This window comes from Sphingobacterium sp. SYP-B4668 (assembly GCF_027627455.1).
GTDB lineage: Bacteria > Bacteroidota > Bacteroidia > Sphingobacteriales > Sphingobacteriaceae > Sphingobacterium.
In genome coordinates this window covers 3,012,215-3,028,886 of sequence record NZ_CP115483.1, presented here as the reverse complement: position 1 = coordinate 3,028,886, position 16,672 = coordinate 3,012,215, and the positions used below count along the sequence as shown (strand labels likewise).

The window sequence follows — 16,672 nt, the reverse complement described above, 5'->3', positions numbered from 1 at the left end:
CCTATAAATCTAAGCGTATTTGACCCGTAGGATATGAAACAGCAAGAAGCTATCCATTTGATCGAAAAAGGGGTGCCACATTTCGGTGTTCCGCAGTTATGGGCCGATTTGGGCTGTGGGAACGGTGTTTTCACCACTGCCCTGGCACATATACTGCCAAGTGGAAGCCATATCTATGCCGTGGACAGAACGGTACAGTACCTCCCAAAGCTAATGGGGGAGCACGTTTCCGTATCCTTTATAATGGCCGACCTGGAGCAACCCGATTTTGATTTTTCAAACCTGAATGGTATTCTAATGGCCAATTCGTTCCATTACATGAAAGATAAGCGCTTGCTGATCGTTACACTGGAGAAGTATATGTCATTGGATAAGAAATTTGTCATTGTCGAATACGATACTGAAATTGCTAATCAGTGGGTTCCCTATCCCATAGGTTTTGTCCGCCTGAAACAATTGTTCGAAACCTGCGGTTATTCTAAGATCAGTAAGCTTGGAGAACAGCAGTCCATATTCGGAGATGGCAATATGTATGCGGCATTAATCGAAAAGACTATTTAGAAGACTAGCGATAGGGTCGTAAAAATCCTTAATTCGCTATTCAGGCTACTAGCCGTGTTTATGGGCTTGAAGCAAGGTTGGGTAATGTGCCGTTTGAATACTTGAGATGTTTAGCCAAGTTCGGCAATTGGGACATTAATAAAAGGTCTAATGCTAATTGGAGTACTTACCCCTATACCATAGGGGTCTTTCACTGGATGAAACCTACGCAATTAGGTGTCATCGTAATCCCTGTCGCAGAATAGCCCTTTGGACGATACAGAGACAAGTTCCTAGGTATTCGTAATCTACCGTTGCCTAACTTCTCCCTAGGAAATACTTTTTGATGTAGTTTTCAGGTAAGGGTTCAATTCAAGGTTATATGCGGTTTTATCCCCATGGCGTCACAGATCTTTTCAATCAGGTCCGCACTAAGGTTAAGTCTACCACTTTCGTACCGGCTTATCGTATTGGTCCCTTTGACACCAATTTTGTCGGCCAACTCCTGCATGGTCATTCCTTTTTTCATTCGTGCCTCTTTCAAAGCAGCTCCAATTTGGTTTTTAAAGCTCATGTCCCAAAAATAGTTTTACTATATCAAATAGTGAAAAGAAATAGTCCATATATTTGCGTAGTACATTATGTTGTACTATATTGCATATAACGTAATACAGCTTTAGAATTTAAGCAACACCAATTTATACGACCGTTAGGAATTAACTTTGTTTCTCCTTTTCCTCACTTCCCATCGTCGTATTGTTTACAGATCCGTTCTTCGAGCGGATTAAGTTGTTTTAATGTTTGTGTTATGAAGGAGAAACGTGAAGAGGAAGGTAGCCTAGAACAACAAGCAGCTACCAATGAGCATGCAATACATCCAAGTATGATAAAGTTATTAGATCTAATAGGAGAAATAATGGTGGAGTCAGCTTTAAAAGAATACCAAAATGAAAAGAGCGATAAGATATCTAAGATTTAGCAGAAAAGGACAAAGCAACGGGTCCATTGAGAGACAAGAATTGTATACCGACCAATGGATCGAAAATAATAGGGTCGAATTGACCGATACGTTCATAGACCGTGGTAAAAGTGCCAAAACATTTGACCGGCCCGACTTTCAGAAGCTACAGGAATTTGTGGCCAAGCATCATAAAAAAGTAGAATACCTGCTTGTCGATCAAATGGACAGGTTTAGTAGGGATGCTGGAGAGGCTTTGATTTACGTGAAGAAGCTCCAGATGAAATTCAAGATACAAGTCGTTAGCGTTACCGAGTGGAGTTGCTACCTTTGAGTAGAGACATTTTATAGAGCAGATTTGAAATGTAATTTTAAATTTGACTAATATGAAACACAGGGTATTTGATGATGAATTCAAAAAGATGGCCGTTGAATTGTCCAGATTAAAGAATTCGGTAAAGGAAGCAGCTATTGAGCTGGATTTGGATCCTTCAAGACTAAGTAAATGGCGTAATAATCCAGCTTTCAATGGAGGTAAGATCATGATGGATATAATAGGTCTTAGTGAAGAGCAGATGGAAATCAGGAGATTGAAAAAGGCACTAAAGAATGCCGAACTGGAACGTGATATATTAAAAAAGGTAGTAGGCATCTTCTCCAAGGGAGACGGGAGGTATACAGATTTATAGCTGATCATAAATCAATTTACCCCGTAGAGAAGATGTCGTTATTTTTTGGGATTACCAGTAGTGCCTATTATAAATGGTCCAAAGATCCAGTAGGTTTCTGGCAACGGCAGAACGCCGAACTGTTGGATAAGCTCAAAGTAGTGTATTCAATGAGCAAGGGGCGTTATGGCAGTCCGAGAATAACCAAGGAATTAAATGCGGAAGGTGTAAAAGTATCACGTCCACGGATAGCCAAGCTGATGAGTAGAAATGGTATAAAAAGTATAGTGAAGCGAAGATACAGGGTTACCACCAATTCCAACCACCTTTATCCAGTAAACACAAACCTGCTGCTGAGGGATTTCAGCACCACTGGCATTGGTGAGAAATGGGTAAGTGATATTACCTATATCAGAACTAGTGAGGGCTGGCTCTACCTGACGATAATAATGGACCTGGCGGATCGAAAAATAATTGGCTGGAGCATGGATAATAGTATGAGTGCCAGTTCAACTGTTGTACACGCATGGAAAATGGCTATAAAAAACAGACCGTTGCACTGTGAACTCATTTTTCACAGTGACAGAGGTATCCAATATGCCAGCAATGAGTTCCGTAGATGCTTTAAAGGTCTGCCAGTATTGCAAAGTATGTCAAGAAAAGGAAACTGTTGGGATAATGCCGTTGCAGAAAGCTTCTTCAAAACCTTAAAAACAGAAATGGTATACCACAGAAAATTTAAAACCAGGGCACAGGCAAAACTTGAACTGTTTGATTATATCGAAGTATGGTACAATAGAAAAAGAAGACATTCATCAATCGATTACCTAACGCCAGTTCAGGCTGAAAAAGAAATGATGAAAAATAAAACAGAAGCTGCTTAAAATGTCTCTACTTGTTTATTGCAATTCCATGGATAGACAATACCATTAATCAAGAGACCTACGAAAGATGGTATGCGAAGATCAATGTGAACATCCGACTCTTAAAAGGTACAATTGAGAAGCTCCACAATGACCGTCATGGTGTCCAAACGATTCTACATAAGAATTTAGATAAGCTATCAGACTTGAAAAGTATTTACAACCAATGCGACACCACTCAAAAAAGAACATTCATTAAGCTGGGGTTCGACCGAGGTTTGTATTATAAGGAAGGCACCTATCGAACCCCTCATCTGAAAGATGAATTATCGCATAATTACCAAATAATGAGGGAAAAGGGATTGCTGTTGTGCGAAAAAAAAGAGGGACTTCTTAAAGAAGTCCCTCTCAGCGGAGAGGGCGGGATTCGAACCCGCGGTACCGTTTCCAGTACGACAGTTTAGCAAACTGTTCCTTTCGGCCACTCAGGCACCTCTCCCTGTTTCGACGATGCAAACATAAGGCAAATATTTCATTCCGCAAAGTCAATAATCTCTTTTTTTTGAAAAAAAGATGACGTTTTTAAATAAGCTTCTGAGTCTCAATTTGTTTGTTTATGCGGTGTTAATCACTTTTTTTTCGACTCAAGTCGTAATCGATGCGGACGTGGTAAATACTCTTAAGCATGGACTTAAAAATCCGTGCGGCTTCTGTGATATCCCTCATCGTAATGTTGCTATCTACGAATTGCTTTTGTGCTACTTTGTGGTCGATAATTTTATCGACAAGATCATTGATGGATTGCTCTGTATGCTCTTTCATACTTCGAGAGGCAGCTTCAACCGAATCGGCCATCATTAAAACTGCTGTTTCTTTGGAATAGGGGATTGGACCGGGGTAACGGAATAAAGCTTCGTCTACCAGTTTGTCCGGATTATTCTTAATGAACATATTATAGAAATAGTCTACACGGGTAGTTCCGTGGTGCGTCCGTATAAAATCAACGACTACTTCGGGTAGTAGATTTTTACGGGCAATCTCGACCCCTTTGTGGACATGTGAGATGATGACCTGTGCACTCTGCTCCGAGGTAAGCTCATCATGCGGGTTGTGCCCAGATATTTGGTTTTCAATGAAGTATTGGGGATTGGTCATCTTTCCAACATCGTGATAAAGAGCGCCCGCTCTTACCATTAGCGGGTTGCCTCCAATTTTGTAGATGGCGGCTTCAGCTAGATTAGCTACTTGAAGCGAATGTTGGAAAGTACCAGGTGCCTTTAATGACAACTCTCGAAGTAGCTTGGAGTTACTGTTGGTGAGTTCCATCAATGTCAAATCGGATACTATCCCGAAGAGCCGCTCAAAAGCATAAATCAACGGATAGGCTAGAAGTGTTAGGCCTACACTGACAATGAAAGGGAGGATATCGCTCCAATAGATATTGCTAAAGGAACCATTGCGTGTTAACCCAAGTCCGATGTAGGCAACTAAATATGTAGCTAGAATGATTAAACTGGAAATTAAAAACTGCTCACGCTTGACAAGCGTCTTAATACTGTAGATGGATACCATGCCGGTCACGAATTGCAAAAAGACAAACTCATAGGAATTGGGGACAAACAATGCTGCAATGAGGACCATTAATAGGTGTATATTGAGGGCTACGCGCGTGTCAAATAAAATACGAATAATAATGGGGACCCCGCAATAAGGTATATAGTAAAGGCTTGGTATTTTAAGGTTTACACACCAAGAAAGAACACCTAGCATGGCAATAATGACGACGAATATAATGGTCAATAGCCTGTTGTTATAGTAAATGTCTTTACGAAAGAAGTATAAAAAAACCATCAATAATGTGATGCATAAAGAGATAATCATAAATTGTCCAAGGGCGACATAGTTTTGATTACCACTGATCTTAGCTTCATCTTCGTAAACCTTACGTAGAGATTCAAGCTTTTGATAAGTTTCGTTATTAATAATTTTATCTTTCTCTGCTATGAGCTCCCCTTTCTGAACAACACCTCGTGTAGTGGATATATTGGCTAATGCATTTTGCTCAATTTTATTGGTAAGATTTTCATTGAAAATGTAATTGATAGTAATGTAGTTCTTGAGCGTTTCCAGTAGCCATTTCTTGTGTGTGACTTTAGAATATTTTGACAAAGCCAATTCGATATAATTGTATGCAGACTCGATGGTGTAGCAGTCAACGGTATTTTTTTGTGTAGCGACATTATCGTTGACTAGCGTGAAATTGTACTGTTTGGATGCATCAGAAGCATCTCCGGTAGCTCCTTCACGACTTTGATATCTATTATTGAGCGAAATGACTCCCTTCATGTATATATGACTGAGTAGTTCGGAGCCTATTGCGCGGTAGTCCGACATCTTGTCTTTAAGAGAGTCCATCTGGCTGGTCTGCCATTTTTCAGCGAGATCTGTATTGAATTGGTCGATTTGCTCCTTGGCTGTACTAACACTTAAGTTATAGATAGGCTGGACGGTGTGCAAGATGTTTTTACGGTCTTGGTTTAGCTCTTCTTGGGTCTTAAGTACCGCAAAATTGTAAGGAGATACAAGGTTGTCGTGATTCCATGCTTTCCCCTTTTCGAATTCATATTGAAAACGGGGTTGTTTTGGTAGAAAAACACAGATGAGTACAATCGTCGTAAGGACCATTGCGTACTTTAATACCAAGGTATTCTGCTTTAATTGTTCTCGTTGATACTTAATTTTTAATCTTGCCACAAGCGTTAAATTAGCGATATTATGTAACAAATGTAATTAATATTTGAGTGTTTCCATTGCCAAAAGCGGTGATTTGTCGGAGAATGTTCAGTTTTTAGATTAAGGATTCGGATATCCTATAGACTTATGTATCTTTGCAGCAGAAACAAAAAACTATAAAAATTAATGTCTCTTCAAAAACATCTTATAGCACCTTCTGTACTAGCTGCTGATTTTGCAAATCTTCGTGATGATATTCAAATGGTCAATAATAGTGAAGCCGATTGGTTCCATATTGATATCATGGATGGCGTGTTTGTCCCAAATATATCTTTTGGCTTTCCTGTGATGCAGGCGATAGCGAAGCATGCTACAAAGCCTTTAGATGTACATTTGATGATTGTGGATCCAGATCGCTATTTGAAGGTGTGTAAAGATTCAGGTGCGGATATTATCACGGTTCATTATGAGGCATGTACACATTTACATCGGACACTTGCTGCAATTAAAGAATTGGGGTGTAAAGCAGGCGTGGCGTTAAATCCGCATACTCCTGTAGCACTTCTAAAAGATGTTTTGGCAGATTTGGATTTGGTATGTCTAATGTCGGTAAATCCTGGATTTGGTGGACAGAAGTTTATCACAAATACTTATGCCAAAGTTCAGGAACTCCGAGGTATGGCCCAAGGTGTCAATGATGGGTTATTTATTGAAGTCGATGGGGGCGTTACCACAGATAATGCCGCTCGATTGTTGAAAGCAGGGGCAGATGTTTTGGTCGCCGGTTCTTTCGTGTTCAGTGCGAAGGACCCTATAGCGACAGTGAAATCGCTGAAAGATATTGATATAAACGTACAAAATATATAAAAGGAAGAGGTGGTTTGGTAAAATAAATCACCTCTTTTTTTTGAAGTTTTGTGAATGCAAAATTAAAGATTTCAGAAAACGTCATGGGATTCTAAGGGGTCTGTTTAGAATAATTCCAAATTGTCTTAAATAAATGGAATGCATGCGTTTAAAGTTTGATTTTCCCTATTTTTGCAGCTTATCGTAAGAGTTGTTTTACGATAAATCAATCAACACATAAACGAGAAACAAACGAGCTAATTAAAGGCTGATGGTGGAGGTCACCACATGGAGCGTTAGCTTAAATTTATAACAAAAATGGTAGTGCAAAATAAATATTTATTTTGCACTACCTTTAAAATAGAAATATTGATATCTATGAGTATTTACAACGATTACGTACTAGAGGTTGTAGAACGAGAAGGCCAAGGGTTACATCCTAAGCCAATTGACGGAGCAGAATTACTAAGTGAGATAATTGCTCAAATTAAAGACGTGAACAATGAGAATAGAGCAGAGTCTCTAAAGTTGTTTATTTATAATACTCTGCCGGGTACAACTCCAGCAGCAGGGGTTAAGGCCCAATTCTTAAAGGAAATCATTTTGGGTGAATCGGCTGTAGCTGAAATTGCTCCTAATTTTGCTTTTGAGTTATTGTCTCATATGAAGGGTGGACCTTCTATAGATGTATTATTGGATTTAGCTTTGGGTACTGATAGTGCTATAGCACAGCAAGCTGCTGAAGTACTTAAAACGCAAGTTTTCCTTTATGATGCGGATACAGCTCGTTTGAAAGAAGCGTTCGAACAAGGCAACGTTATTGCAAAAGATATTCTAGAAAGTTATGTAAAAGCGGAATTCTTTACTAAACTTCCTGAAGTGGCAGAAGAAATTCAGATTGTCACTTTTATAGCAGGCGAGGGTGATATTTCGACAGATTTGCTATCTCCAGGTAATCAAGCGCACTCGCGCTCAGACCGTGAGCTACATGGTAAATGTATGATTACGCCCGAAGCACAACAACAGATTCAGGACCTGCAGCGGCAGCACGTTGGTAAAAGTGTGATGCTGATTGCTGAAAAGGGAACGATGGGCGTGGGTTCATCACGTATGTCAGGTGTCAATAATGTAGCGTTATGGACGGGTAAGCAAGCTAGCCCTTATGTTCCTTTTGTCAATATAGCACCAATCGTAGGAGGTACGAACGGCATCTCGCCAATTTTCTTAACGACAGTGGATGTTACCGGTGGTATTGGTGTCGATCTTAAAAACTGGGTGAAAAAGGTCGATGCAAATGGAAACGTTGTTCGTAATGAAAAAGATGAACCAATTTTAGAAGAAGTATATTCTGTTGCTACAGGTACTGTACTAACTATCAATACGAAGACAAAAAAATTATACAATGGTACTGAGGAGTTAATTGATATTTCGAAAGCACTTACTCCTCAAAAAATGGAATTTATCAAAGCAGGTGGCTCTTATGCTATCGTATTTGGTAAAAAAATCCAAACTTTCGCGGCACAGACTCTAGGGGTAGAAGCTCCCGCGGTATTTGCGCCTGCTAAAGAGATCACAATCGAGGGGCAAGGACTGACCGCAGTAGAAAAAATCTTTAACAAGAATGCTGTTGGTGTAAGTCCGGGTAAGGTATTGCATGCTGGTTCGGACGTTCGTGTAAAAGTGAATATTGTGGGCTCTCAAGATACAACGGGGCTGATGACTGCGCAAGAGCTGGAAGCAATGGCGGCTACAGTAATCGCTCCAACCGTTGACGGAGCTTATCAATCTGGATGTCACACGGCATCGGTATGGGATAAAAAAGCGCAAGCTAATATTCCAAAACTGATGAAATTTATGAATGACTTTGGATTGATTACGGCGCGCGACCCTAAAGGTTCTTATCACTCGATGACAGATGTAATCCACAAAGTGCTGAATGATATTACGATAGACGAATGGGCGATTATTATCGGTGGTGATTCGCATACACGTATGTCCAAAGGTGTTGCTTTTGGTGCTGACTCTGGTACTGTTGCTTTAGCATTAGCGACAGGTGAGGCTTCTATGCCAATTCCTGAATCGGTAAAAGTTACTTTCAAAGGTAGCATGAAAGAGCATATGGATTTTCGTGACGTTGTCCACGCTACTCAATCACAAATGCTACAACAATTTGCTGGTGAAAACGTTTTCCAAGGTAGAATCATCGAAGTGCATATCGGTACGCTCTTAGCGGATCAGGCATTTACATTTACGGACTGGACTGCAGAGATGAAAGCAAAAGCTTCCATCTGTATTTCACAAGACGACACGTTAATTGAATCTTTAGAGATAGCTAAAAACCGTATCCAAATCATGATTGATAAGGGGATGGAAAATAAAAATAATGTGCTACAGGGTTTAATTGAGAAAGCAAACAGACGTATTGAAGAAATTAAATCTGGTGTTAAGCCAGCATTGACTCCAGATACAAATGCAAAATATTACGCTGAGGTCGTTATTGATTTGAATATCATTGAGGAGCCAATGATTGCCGATCCTGATGTCAATAATGCTGATGTATCCAAGCGTTATACGCATGATACTATACGCGAATTGTCATACTACGGCGGCAATAAAAAGGTAGACCTAGGATTTGTGGGGTCATGCATGGTTCACAAAGACGACTTGAAGATAGTTTCAAAAATGTTGAAAAATATTGAACAGCAGCAAGGTGCGGTTACTTTTAAGGCGCCGTTGGTCGTTGCTGCGCCTACTTACAATATTATAGATGAGTTGAAAGACGAAGGGGATTGGGAATTTCTACAAAAATATTCGGGATTTGAGTTTAGCGATGCCCTACCAAAGAGTGCTGCCCGTACAGAATATGAAAATATTATGTACTTAGAGCGCCCAGGCTGTAACCTGTGTATGGGTAATCAGGAAAAAGCTGCAAAAGGGGATACTGTCATGGCTACTTCAACTCGTTTGTTTCAAGGGCGTGTGGTCGAGGATAGGGATGGCAAAAAGGGAGAGTCTTTATTGGCTTCGACGCCTGTAGTCGTACTTTCGGCTATTTTAGGTCGTATTCCTAATATGGAAGAATATAAGGCTGCTGTAGAAGGTATTAACCTGACTAAATTTGCTCCGATTCCGACAAAATAAACTTTATTGATAGTTGAGTAAAGTAATTAAATAACATAAATTTGAGAGATATGGCATTTGATATAGAAATGATAAAAAAGGTATATAGCCAATATGATGAGCGCATCCGTGCTGCTCGTGAATTGGTCAATAAGCCTTTGACGCTATCTGAAAAAATTTTGTATGCGCACCTTTGGGATGGCAATGCCAAAGAGGCTTACGAGCGTGGAAACTCTTATGTTGACTTTGCTCCGGATCGTGTTGCTATGCAGGATGCAACTGCTCAAATGGCATTGTTGCAGTTTATGCAAGCTGGTCGGGCGCAAGTTGCCGTGCCTTCAACGGTGCATTGCGACCACTTGATCCAGGCTAAGGAAGGTGCCGAAAAGGACTTGAACCGTGCAAAGCAGGAAAGCTCAGAGGTATTCAATTTCTTAAGCTCCGTTTCTAATAAATATGGTATTGGCTTCTGGAAACCCGGGGCTGGTATTATCCATCAAGTCGTATTGGAGAATTATGCTTTCCCTGGTGGTATGATGATCGGTACCGACTCTCACACCGTGAATGCGGGTGGTTTAGGAATGATTGCAATTGGTGTCGGCGGAGCTGATGCATGTGACGTCATGGCAGGATTGCCATGGGAGCTGAAATTTCCGAAATTGATTGGCGTCAAATTAACGGGTAAATTAAGCGGTTGGACGTCTCCAAAAGATGTAATCCTTAAGGTCGCGGGTATTTTGACTGTCAAAGGTGGTACTGGTGCAATTGTTGAATATTTTGGCGAAGGTGCTACATCTATGTCTTGCACGGGTAAAGGAACCATTTGTAATATGGGGGCTGAAATTGGTGCTACAACATCTACATTCGGATACGATGAATCTATGGAACGTTATCTCCGTGCCACTGACCGTGAAGATGTTGCTGATGCTGCCAATACAATCAAAGAGCATCTGACGGCTGATCCAGAAGTCTATGCTGCACCAGAAAAATACTTTGACCAAGTAATTGAAATTAACTTGTCTGAATTGGAACCAAGTTTGAATGGTCCATTTACACCTGATTTATATACGCCTATTTCGCGGATGCGTGAAGAAGCACAGAAAAACGGATGGCCACTGACAGTAGAGTGGGGATTGATTGGGTCATGTACGAACTCCTCCTACGAAGATTTGTCAAGAGCTGCTTCTATTGCAAAGCAGGCAGTAGATAAAGGTTTGGTAACTAGAGCAGAATTTGGTATAAATCCCGGATCAGAGCAAGTGCGCTACACTGCGGATCGTGATGGATTGTTGAAAACATTTGAAGATTTGAATGCAACAATCTTTACCAATGCATGTGGCCCATGTATCGGTATGTGGGATCGGGTCGGTGCGGATAAACAGGAAAAAAATACAATCGTACACTCATTCAACCGTAATTTTGCTAAGCGTGCAGATGGCAACCCGAATACGTTTGCGTTTGTAACATCACCAGAGATGGTTGCTGCTATTGCAATTTCGGGTAATTTAGGTTTTAATCCATTGACTGACACTCTTACGAATAGCAAAGGCGAGGAAGTGAAATTAGACCCACCTGTAGGGGACGAATTGCCCCAAAGAGGATTTGCGGTTGAAGATGCGGGCTATCAAGCTCCAGCTGAAGATGGGTCGAATGTGGTCGTTGCCGTAAGCCCGGATTCTGATCGTTTGCAATTGTTGGAACCTTTTGCAGCTTGGGAGGGAACAGATCTAAAAGGGTTGAAGTTGTTGATTAAGGCAAAGGGTAAATGTACCACCGACCATATCTCTATGGCTGGCCCATGGTTGAAATATCGTGGTCATTTGGATAATATTTCAAACAACATGTTGATTGGTGCCGTTAACTTCTTCAACGAAAAGACAGATTCGGTAAAGAACCAATTGACAGGAGAGTACGGTGCAGTTCCAGCAACACAGCGGGCTTATAAAGCCTCAGGTATTGGCTCGATCGTGGTGGGCGATGAAAACTATGGAGAGGGTTCTTCACGTGAACACGCCGCTATGGAACCTCGTCATTTGGGCGTTCGTGCTGTATTAGTGAAATCTTTTGCTCGTATCCATGAAACAAACTTGAAAAAACAAGGTATGTTGGGGTTGACATTTGCTAATAAAGAAGATTATGACAAAGTCCAAGAGAACGATACGATTGATATCTTGGGATTGACTACATTTGCGCCTAATACTCCTTTGACAATTGTATTGCATCATGCTGATGGTAGCGAAGATAAAATCTTAGCAAACCATACTTATAATGAACAGCAAATCAACTGGTTCAAGGCAGGGGGTGCATTGAATATTATTCGTCAAAATCAAAAAAACTAGATAAAGAGGACTTCGCAAGCCTCTTTCTAACATAGCCCGGTACATTGCGTACTGGGCTTTTTTATGCAAAAGACTAAGTGATAAGGCCATTAGTAGGAGAAGCGCGTTTTGATTGGAAAAGTGCGCTTCTTCTCGTACGAATATTTGATGACTATAATATTTCAGATAAAGAGAAGGTGTCTTTAAGTCGAATTCCCTTTTCGGTATGTTGAAGTGTACAACATTCGTGAACCGAATCGTGTTCTAAGAATAGAATGTACTCGTGATCGACTATTTCTTCCCAATATGACTTTCGCTCATCCATAGTTGTTAATGGGCGAACGTCGTAACTCATTACGTAGGGCACGGGTATGTGCCCTACAGAAGGAAGCAAATCGGCCATGTAAAGAATTGTTTTATTTTTATAAGTAATTTGAGGAAGCATCATTGCCTCAGTATGACCGAAGGTGTATCGAATGTCAATATGATTGGTCAGCTTCTGACCTTGTTCTATGAATCGGAGCTGACCACTCTCTTGGATAGGGAGAATGTTTTCTTTTAAAAAAGAAGCGCGTTCTCTTGGATTGGGATCTACTGTAGCCCAATTCCAATGTCGTTCATTGCTCCAATAAATGGCATTGGTAAAGGCTGGTACCAATCGGTCACCTTGACGAGCGATAGCACCTCCGCAATGATCGAAATGCAAGTGCGTAAGGAATACATCGGTAATATCCTGTCTAGCATAACCATGTTTAGCAAGCGATTTGTCCAAGGTGTCATCTCCATGTAGGTCGTAATGTCCGAAAAACTTTGCATCTTGCTTGTCGCCTAGGCCAGTGTCAATGAGTATTAGCCGTGCACCGTCTTCTATTAGCAGCAATCTGGTCGCCCAAGTGCAGAGGTTGCGGGCATCTGGTGGGTTGGTCTTTTGCCAGAGGGATTTAGGAACGACTCCAAACATGGCACCTCCATCTAGCTTGAAAAATCCAGTATCAATCGTGTAAAGTTGCATACTCTAAATTTAGGATAATTAAGGTAATATCCCAAATTTCCATGGTTTTATGAGCATGATTGTCACCTCTTGTTTTCTTCATCTTACTTGTTTATATAGTGTTCAGATATGTTGTCGATAAAGAATTGCAGAGCAGGGTGCTGGCTCTGCTCGTCAAAAGCCAACAAAATAGATGTCCCTAAAGGAACATCTGTGAGAGGGAAGAAGTGTAATCCAGGATGGACTTGAAGACCTTGGGCAGACTCAGGAACGATGGCGATGCCTAAGCCATGTGCAACCAGCTCAAGGATTGAAGACATATTATTACATTCGTGAATTACTTGAGGTTCAAAGCCCAAATGGCGACAAACAGCTATAAATTGTTGATGATAATCTGGAGCATATCGGCTGTTATAGGAAACATAAGGTAACTTGGCAAGCTCCGGCGGACGATTGATGAAAGGTGAAGGAGTAGCCAAACAAAAATTTTCGCTAAGCAGGGGTACTGTCGCTAACTTATCAGACAAAAGCGGTGCCCGTACAATTCCTAAATCAAGCTTCCCGCTTTCCAAAGCCGCTTTCTGTTTGACCGTAGACACCTCATATAAACTTACGCGCAGCAATGGATATTGTTCATTTACAATTTTCAATATATGTGCGAGGATATACTTCGGTATTGAACTGATATACCCCAGTTTGAATTCACCAGAGACAGCATCCTGAATTTGTTTGGCTTTAATCTTAGCATCGTTTAATTGTTGGATTATTTTTTCGGAAGCAGATAGAAAGTATTGACCTGCAGGAGTTAGCGCCACTCTTTTATTATTTCGGGTAAATAGAAGGACATTCAACTCATCTTCCAGATCTTTGATCTGACGGCTTAATGGAGGCTGCGATATAAAAAGCTTTTGGGCAGCCCTCCCGAAATGCAGTTCTTCGGCTAAGGTCTTGAAGTAAATAAGATGTCGTATTTCCATGATACTTATTTTGTATTGATTGATGATAAATATAGTATTTTTAGAGTATTGATGAGTTTTATATTTTTGAATTTTAAAGATGCTATGATTATGGACAACAAATCAACATTAAAGGAAATAGAGGAACGATTCGATCGCGATGTTGCGAGATTTGCAAATTTGAAAACGGGTCAGCAAACTACGTTGGATGCTAAATTCAATATGGATATCATTACGGATGGGATTTTGCAAGTCTACCCGGAGATACATGACGTGCTCGATATTGGATGTGGTGCTGGAAATTATCCCGTAAACCTCTTGATGAAAGCGAATTCTAATGCCAACGTAACGCTAATTGATTTAAGTAAGCCAATGTTGTCTAAGGCTCGCGAGCGGATTGAAAAGTTGACTTCTGGCGAAATTAGAGAAATAAAGGGCGATTTCAGGAGTGCGAATTTAAAGGAATGTAGCTTTGATGTTATCATTGCTACTGCTGTATTGCACCACCTGCGAGATGATGCGGACTGGGAATCTGCATTTTCAAATTGCTACAAATGGCTAAAACCGGGTGGAAGCATCTGGATATTTGATCTAGTCGCTCATAACCAAGCTCGGATGCAAGAGTTGATTTATACGGTCAAATATGGAGAATATTTGACTGGTTTGAAAGATGAAGCTTATCGTGATCACGTATTTGCGTATATAGAGAAAGAAGATAGTCCTAGAAGCGTCGACTTCCAGTTGGATCTATTGCGAAAAGTTGGATTTTCATCGGTGGATATTTTGCACAAACATCTCTGCTTCGCATCTTTTGTAGCTTTTAAGTAGTAAAATTTTAGAAAGAAGCAATGTAGGCATTTGCTAATTCGCGAATGCCACTTCGCTTTTTTCCTTTTTCAAACAAACGATAGTATTTCCCTGAACCTGAAAGTAATCTATCTCGCTCCAATGCCAACTTTTACCTTCTCGCATATTGTATCCAGTAACTTTAACGCTTATGATGATTTGATTTCCGTCCTGCTTCAGGATAATCTCTTCGAACGTGTCTTGAATAGTGGCACCATCAGGTATTGTAGGACAGTTTTCCAGTTCGGAGAGGACTGTCTGATCTTGCTTAAACCATTTTCGTAAGAAATCCAAATGTTGAGCGGAGCATTGATATCCAAGCTTGAGTGCTGTTAATATTCGACATTTTAAATTGCTTCGATCGTCACGATATGGGCCATCCCAACTGCATTCATTGCCTATGAAAGTTGCAATGTAACCAACAGCGGCGCGCTGTGCTTCCGAAAGACTTGCGACAACTTTGTCATCAATGACAATCATATCGACAGTATCCTTTGATATTTCATCATATTTCGCTGCACGCCACAGGATTTTCTTTTCTTCCACATTTCGAGTGGCAGGGGGTAGGTCTGATGTTAACCTAAGTGTATCATTGGATGTAGGGGCGTCCGTTTTTTTGTTTGGTGTTTTTGATTGTCCACAGGCGAATATGAACAATGTAATCAAGAGATAGAACGTATTTTTCATAACATCAAAAATTTGCAGGGCCGATATTGTGATTCATATAGCTTTAAAAATACAATTATTATTTGCAAAAGGGCTTGTATTTTTACTGTGAAATAGATGTGGATTTAAAGGGACTTGTCTATTGGGACTGTCACTCGGATAATGATTTTTTGGATGATGGAGTGACACTCAGCATGAAAATTGTCGAGACGATGAGTAGACTGCCAATCCAATCCATTAGTTCAAAAGGAGTCTGTAGCCATAAGACGGCTATAAGTGTAGCCGAAAGTGGCTCAGCAGATGCAAGCAAACTACTTTTTTGCCCTCCTATTTGTCCTACCGCGATTAGGTATGCATAAAATGCGATTAGTGTGCCAGGAATCACTATAAAAAAAGTGTAACCGTAGGTATGTGCATCCCAAATACCCTCAATCTGCCAAGGGATGTGTATAAAGCACATCGTTATACCGCCTATAAGCATTCCCCAGCCGATGACCACAGTAGCGTTGTATTTTTGCAATAAAGAAATGGGTTGTAATGTGTAAATCGCTAGGGCTACTGCAGAAGCAATACCAAATATCAAAGCTGTAGGGGAGATGTTTAGACTATGGATGTCGCCATGTGTGACCAATAAGAATGTACCTAATACAGCAAGACCAATAGCGAGTAGCTCAATGGGGCGAGGGATTTTTTTGTTTTTGGTCGCTAGGTAGACGGCAATGAAAACTGGCCCCATGTATTGTAATACTGTTGCCGCGGCAGCATTGGAATGTTGTATAGCGGCAAAATAGGTATACTGGACGGTAAGAATTCCTCCCACACCAAACGTCAATAGTTTACTGGCGTCTTTCCTACTTTTCCAAATGCTAAGCAACATTTTCTCTCGTCTGCAAAGCGCAATCAACAAGAGGACAACGCCGGAGATCAACATTCGCATGGCTATAAGCCATTCAACATCTATGCCTCTTTGTTGAATAAGGAACTGGCCTAAAGACCCTGAAATACCCCACAGTAATGCGGCTAAAATGGCTAATGAAATTCCTTTCCAATGTCCGGTTTGATTCATGTTAATATTAATAACTCGATGCGACGCAAAAATAATTCAAAATGGATGTGTTTTTTTATCTTATTTCGAGTGATATTTGCAATTTTGTTTCGTAAAATACT

Annotated in this window: 15 protein-coding genes and 1 tRNA gene; 9 read left to right on the top strand and 7 right to left on the bottom strand. The window is 40.6% G+C overall.

Going from position 1 to position 16,672, the window contains the following annotated elements:
- The first annotated feature begins 33 nt into the window (after positions 1-33).
- Positions 34-561 (top strand): class I SAM-dependent methyltransferase, encoded by a 528-nt coding sequence (locus tag OQ289_RS12635; RefSeq protein WP_270087217.1) that lies wholly within the window; start codon positions 34-36, stop codon positions 559-561.
- Between the two features lie 346 nt (positions 562-907).
- On the opposite strand, the gene OQ289_RS12630 is transcribed toward OQ289_RS12635, so the two are convergent.
- Positions 908-1,114 carry a helix-turn-helix domain-containing protein gene (locus OQ289_RS12630; RefSeq protein WP_270087216.1) on the bottom strand — a complete coding sequence of 69 codons (207 nt, stop codon included), beginning with the start codon at positions 1,112-1,114 and terminating at the stop codon, positions 908-910.
- Positions 1,115-1,348: 234 nt separating this feature from the next.
- On the opposite strand from OQ289_RS12630, the gene OQ289_RS12625 reads away from it, so the two are divergent.
- The 4 genes from OQ289_RS12625 to OQ289_RS12615 are packed head-to-tail and all read left to right on the top strand — an operon-like array spanning position 1,349 to position 3,050.
- The gene (locus tag OQ289_RS12625) at positions 1,349-1,519 is read left to right on the top strand and encodes a hypothetical protein (RefSeq protein ID WP_270087215.1); all 171 of its coding nucleotides are present in this window, start codon (positions 1,349-1,351) and stop codon (positions 1,517-1,519) included.
- Positions 1,488-1,832 (top strand): recombinase family protein, encoded by a 345-nt coding sequence (locus tag OQ289_RS12620; RefSeq protein ID WP_270087214.1) that lies wholly within the window; start codon positions 1,488-1,490, stop codon positions 1,830-1,832. The genes OQ289_RS12625 and OQ289_RS12620 overlap by 32 nt, the downstream gene beginning before the upstream one ends.
- Positions 1,833-1,884: 52 nt before the next feature.
- Positions 1,885-2,187, top strand: a complete 303-nt coding sequence (locus OQ289_RS22165) for a transposase (protein ID WP_443020409.1) — start codon at positions 1,885-1,887, stop codon at positions 2,185-2,187.
- Positions 2,130-3,050, top strand: a complete 921-nt coding sequence (locus OQ289_RS12615; protein ID WP_443020440.1) for an IS3 family transposase — start codon at positions 2,130-2,132, stop codon at positions 3,048-3,050. The genes OQ289_RS22165 and OQ289_RS12615 overlap by 58 nt, the downstream gene beginning before the upstream one ends.
- Positions 3,051-3,441: 391 nt before the next feature.
- Here OQ289_RS12615 and OQ289_RS12610 read toward each other — a convergent pair.
- Positions 3,442-3,528: transfer RNA gene (locus OQ289_RS12610), tRNA-Ser, on the bottom strand.
- Between the two features lie 125 nt (positions 3,529-3,653).
- A complete protein-coding gene (locus OQ289_RS12605; RefSeq protein WP_033562633.1) occupies positions 3,654-5,783 on the bottom strand; it encodes an HD family phosphohydrolase in 2,130 nt (709 codons plus the stop codon).
- 165 nt (positions 5,784-5,948) lie between these two features.
- Between OQ289_RS12605 and rpe the strand changes: the two genes are divergently transcribed.
- From rpe to OQ289_RS12590, 3 genes are all read left to right on the top strand, one after another.
- Positions 5,949-6,629 carry a ribulose-phosphate 3-epimerase gene (gene rpe / locus OQ289_RS12600; RefSeq protein ID WP_270087212.1) on the top strand — a complete coding sequence of 227 codons (681 nt, stop codon included), beginning with the start codon at positions 5,949-5,951 and terminating at the stop codon, positions 6,627-6,629.
- A 357-nt stretch (positions 6,630-6,986) separates the two neighbouring features.
- A complete protein-coding gene (locus OQ289_RS12595) occupies positions 6,987-9,749 on the top strand; it encodes a bifunctional aconitate hydratase 2/2-methylisocitrate dehydratase (protein WP_270087211.1) in 2,763 nt (920 codons plus the stop codon).
- 50 nt (positions 9,750-9,799) lie between these two features.
- Positions 9,800-12,067, top strand: coding sequence for an aconitate hydratase (locus OQ289_RS12590; protein WP_270087210.1), 2,268 nt, complete (start codon positions 9,800-9,802; stop codon positions 12,065-12,067).
- A 151-nt stretch (positions 12,068-12,218) separates the two neighbouring features.
- On the opposite strand, the gene OQ289_RS12585 is transcribed toward OQ289_RS12590, so the two are convergent.
- Together OQ289_RS12585 and OQ289_RS12580 are read right to left on the bottom strand one after the other, a co-directional pair.
- Complete coding sequence (locus OQ289_RS12585) at positions 12,219-13,058, bottom strand: MBL fold metallo-hydrolase (RefSeq protein ID WP_270087209.1); 840 nt, start codon at positions 13,056-13,058, stop codon at positions 12,219-12,221.
- A gap of 83 nt (positions 13,059-13,141) precedes the next feature.
- The gene (locus tag OQ289_RS12580) at positions 13,142-14,014 is read right to left on the bottom strand and encodes a LysR family transcriptional regulator (RefSeq protein WP_270087208.1); all 873 of its coding nucleotides are present in this window, start codon (positions 14,012-14,014) and stop codon (positions 13,142-13,144) included.
- Here OQ289_RS12580 and OQ289_RS12575 point away from each other — a divergent pair.
- A complete protein-coding gene (locus OQ289_RS12575) occupies positions 14,000-14,821 on the top strand; it encodes a class I SAM-dependent methyltransferase (RefSeq protein ID WP_270087207.1) in 822 nt (273 codons plus the stop codon). The genes OQ289_RS12580 and OQ289_RS12575 overlap by 15 nt on opposite strands.
- A gap of 33 nt (positions 14,822-14,854) precedes the next feature.
- Here the strand turns inward: OQ289_RS12575 and OQ289_RS12570 are convergent, their stop codons facing one another.
- Both OQ289_RS12570 and OQ289_RS12565 read right to left on the bottom strand, forming a co-directional pair.
- A complete protein-coding gene (locus OQ289_RS12570; protein ID WP_270087206.1) occupies positions 14,855-15,526 on the bottom strand; it encodes a hypothetical protein in 672 nt (223 codons plus the stop codon).
- A gap of 130 nt (positions 15,527-15,656) precedes the next feature.
- Positions 15,657-16,571 carry a DMT family transporter gene (locus OQ289_RS12565; protein ID WP_270087205.1) on the bottom strand — a complete coding sequence of 305 codons (915 nt, stop codon included), beginning with the start codon at positions 16,569-16,571 and terminating at the stop codon, positions 15,657-15,659.
- Positions 16,572-16,672 lie beyond the last annotated feature (101 nt).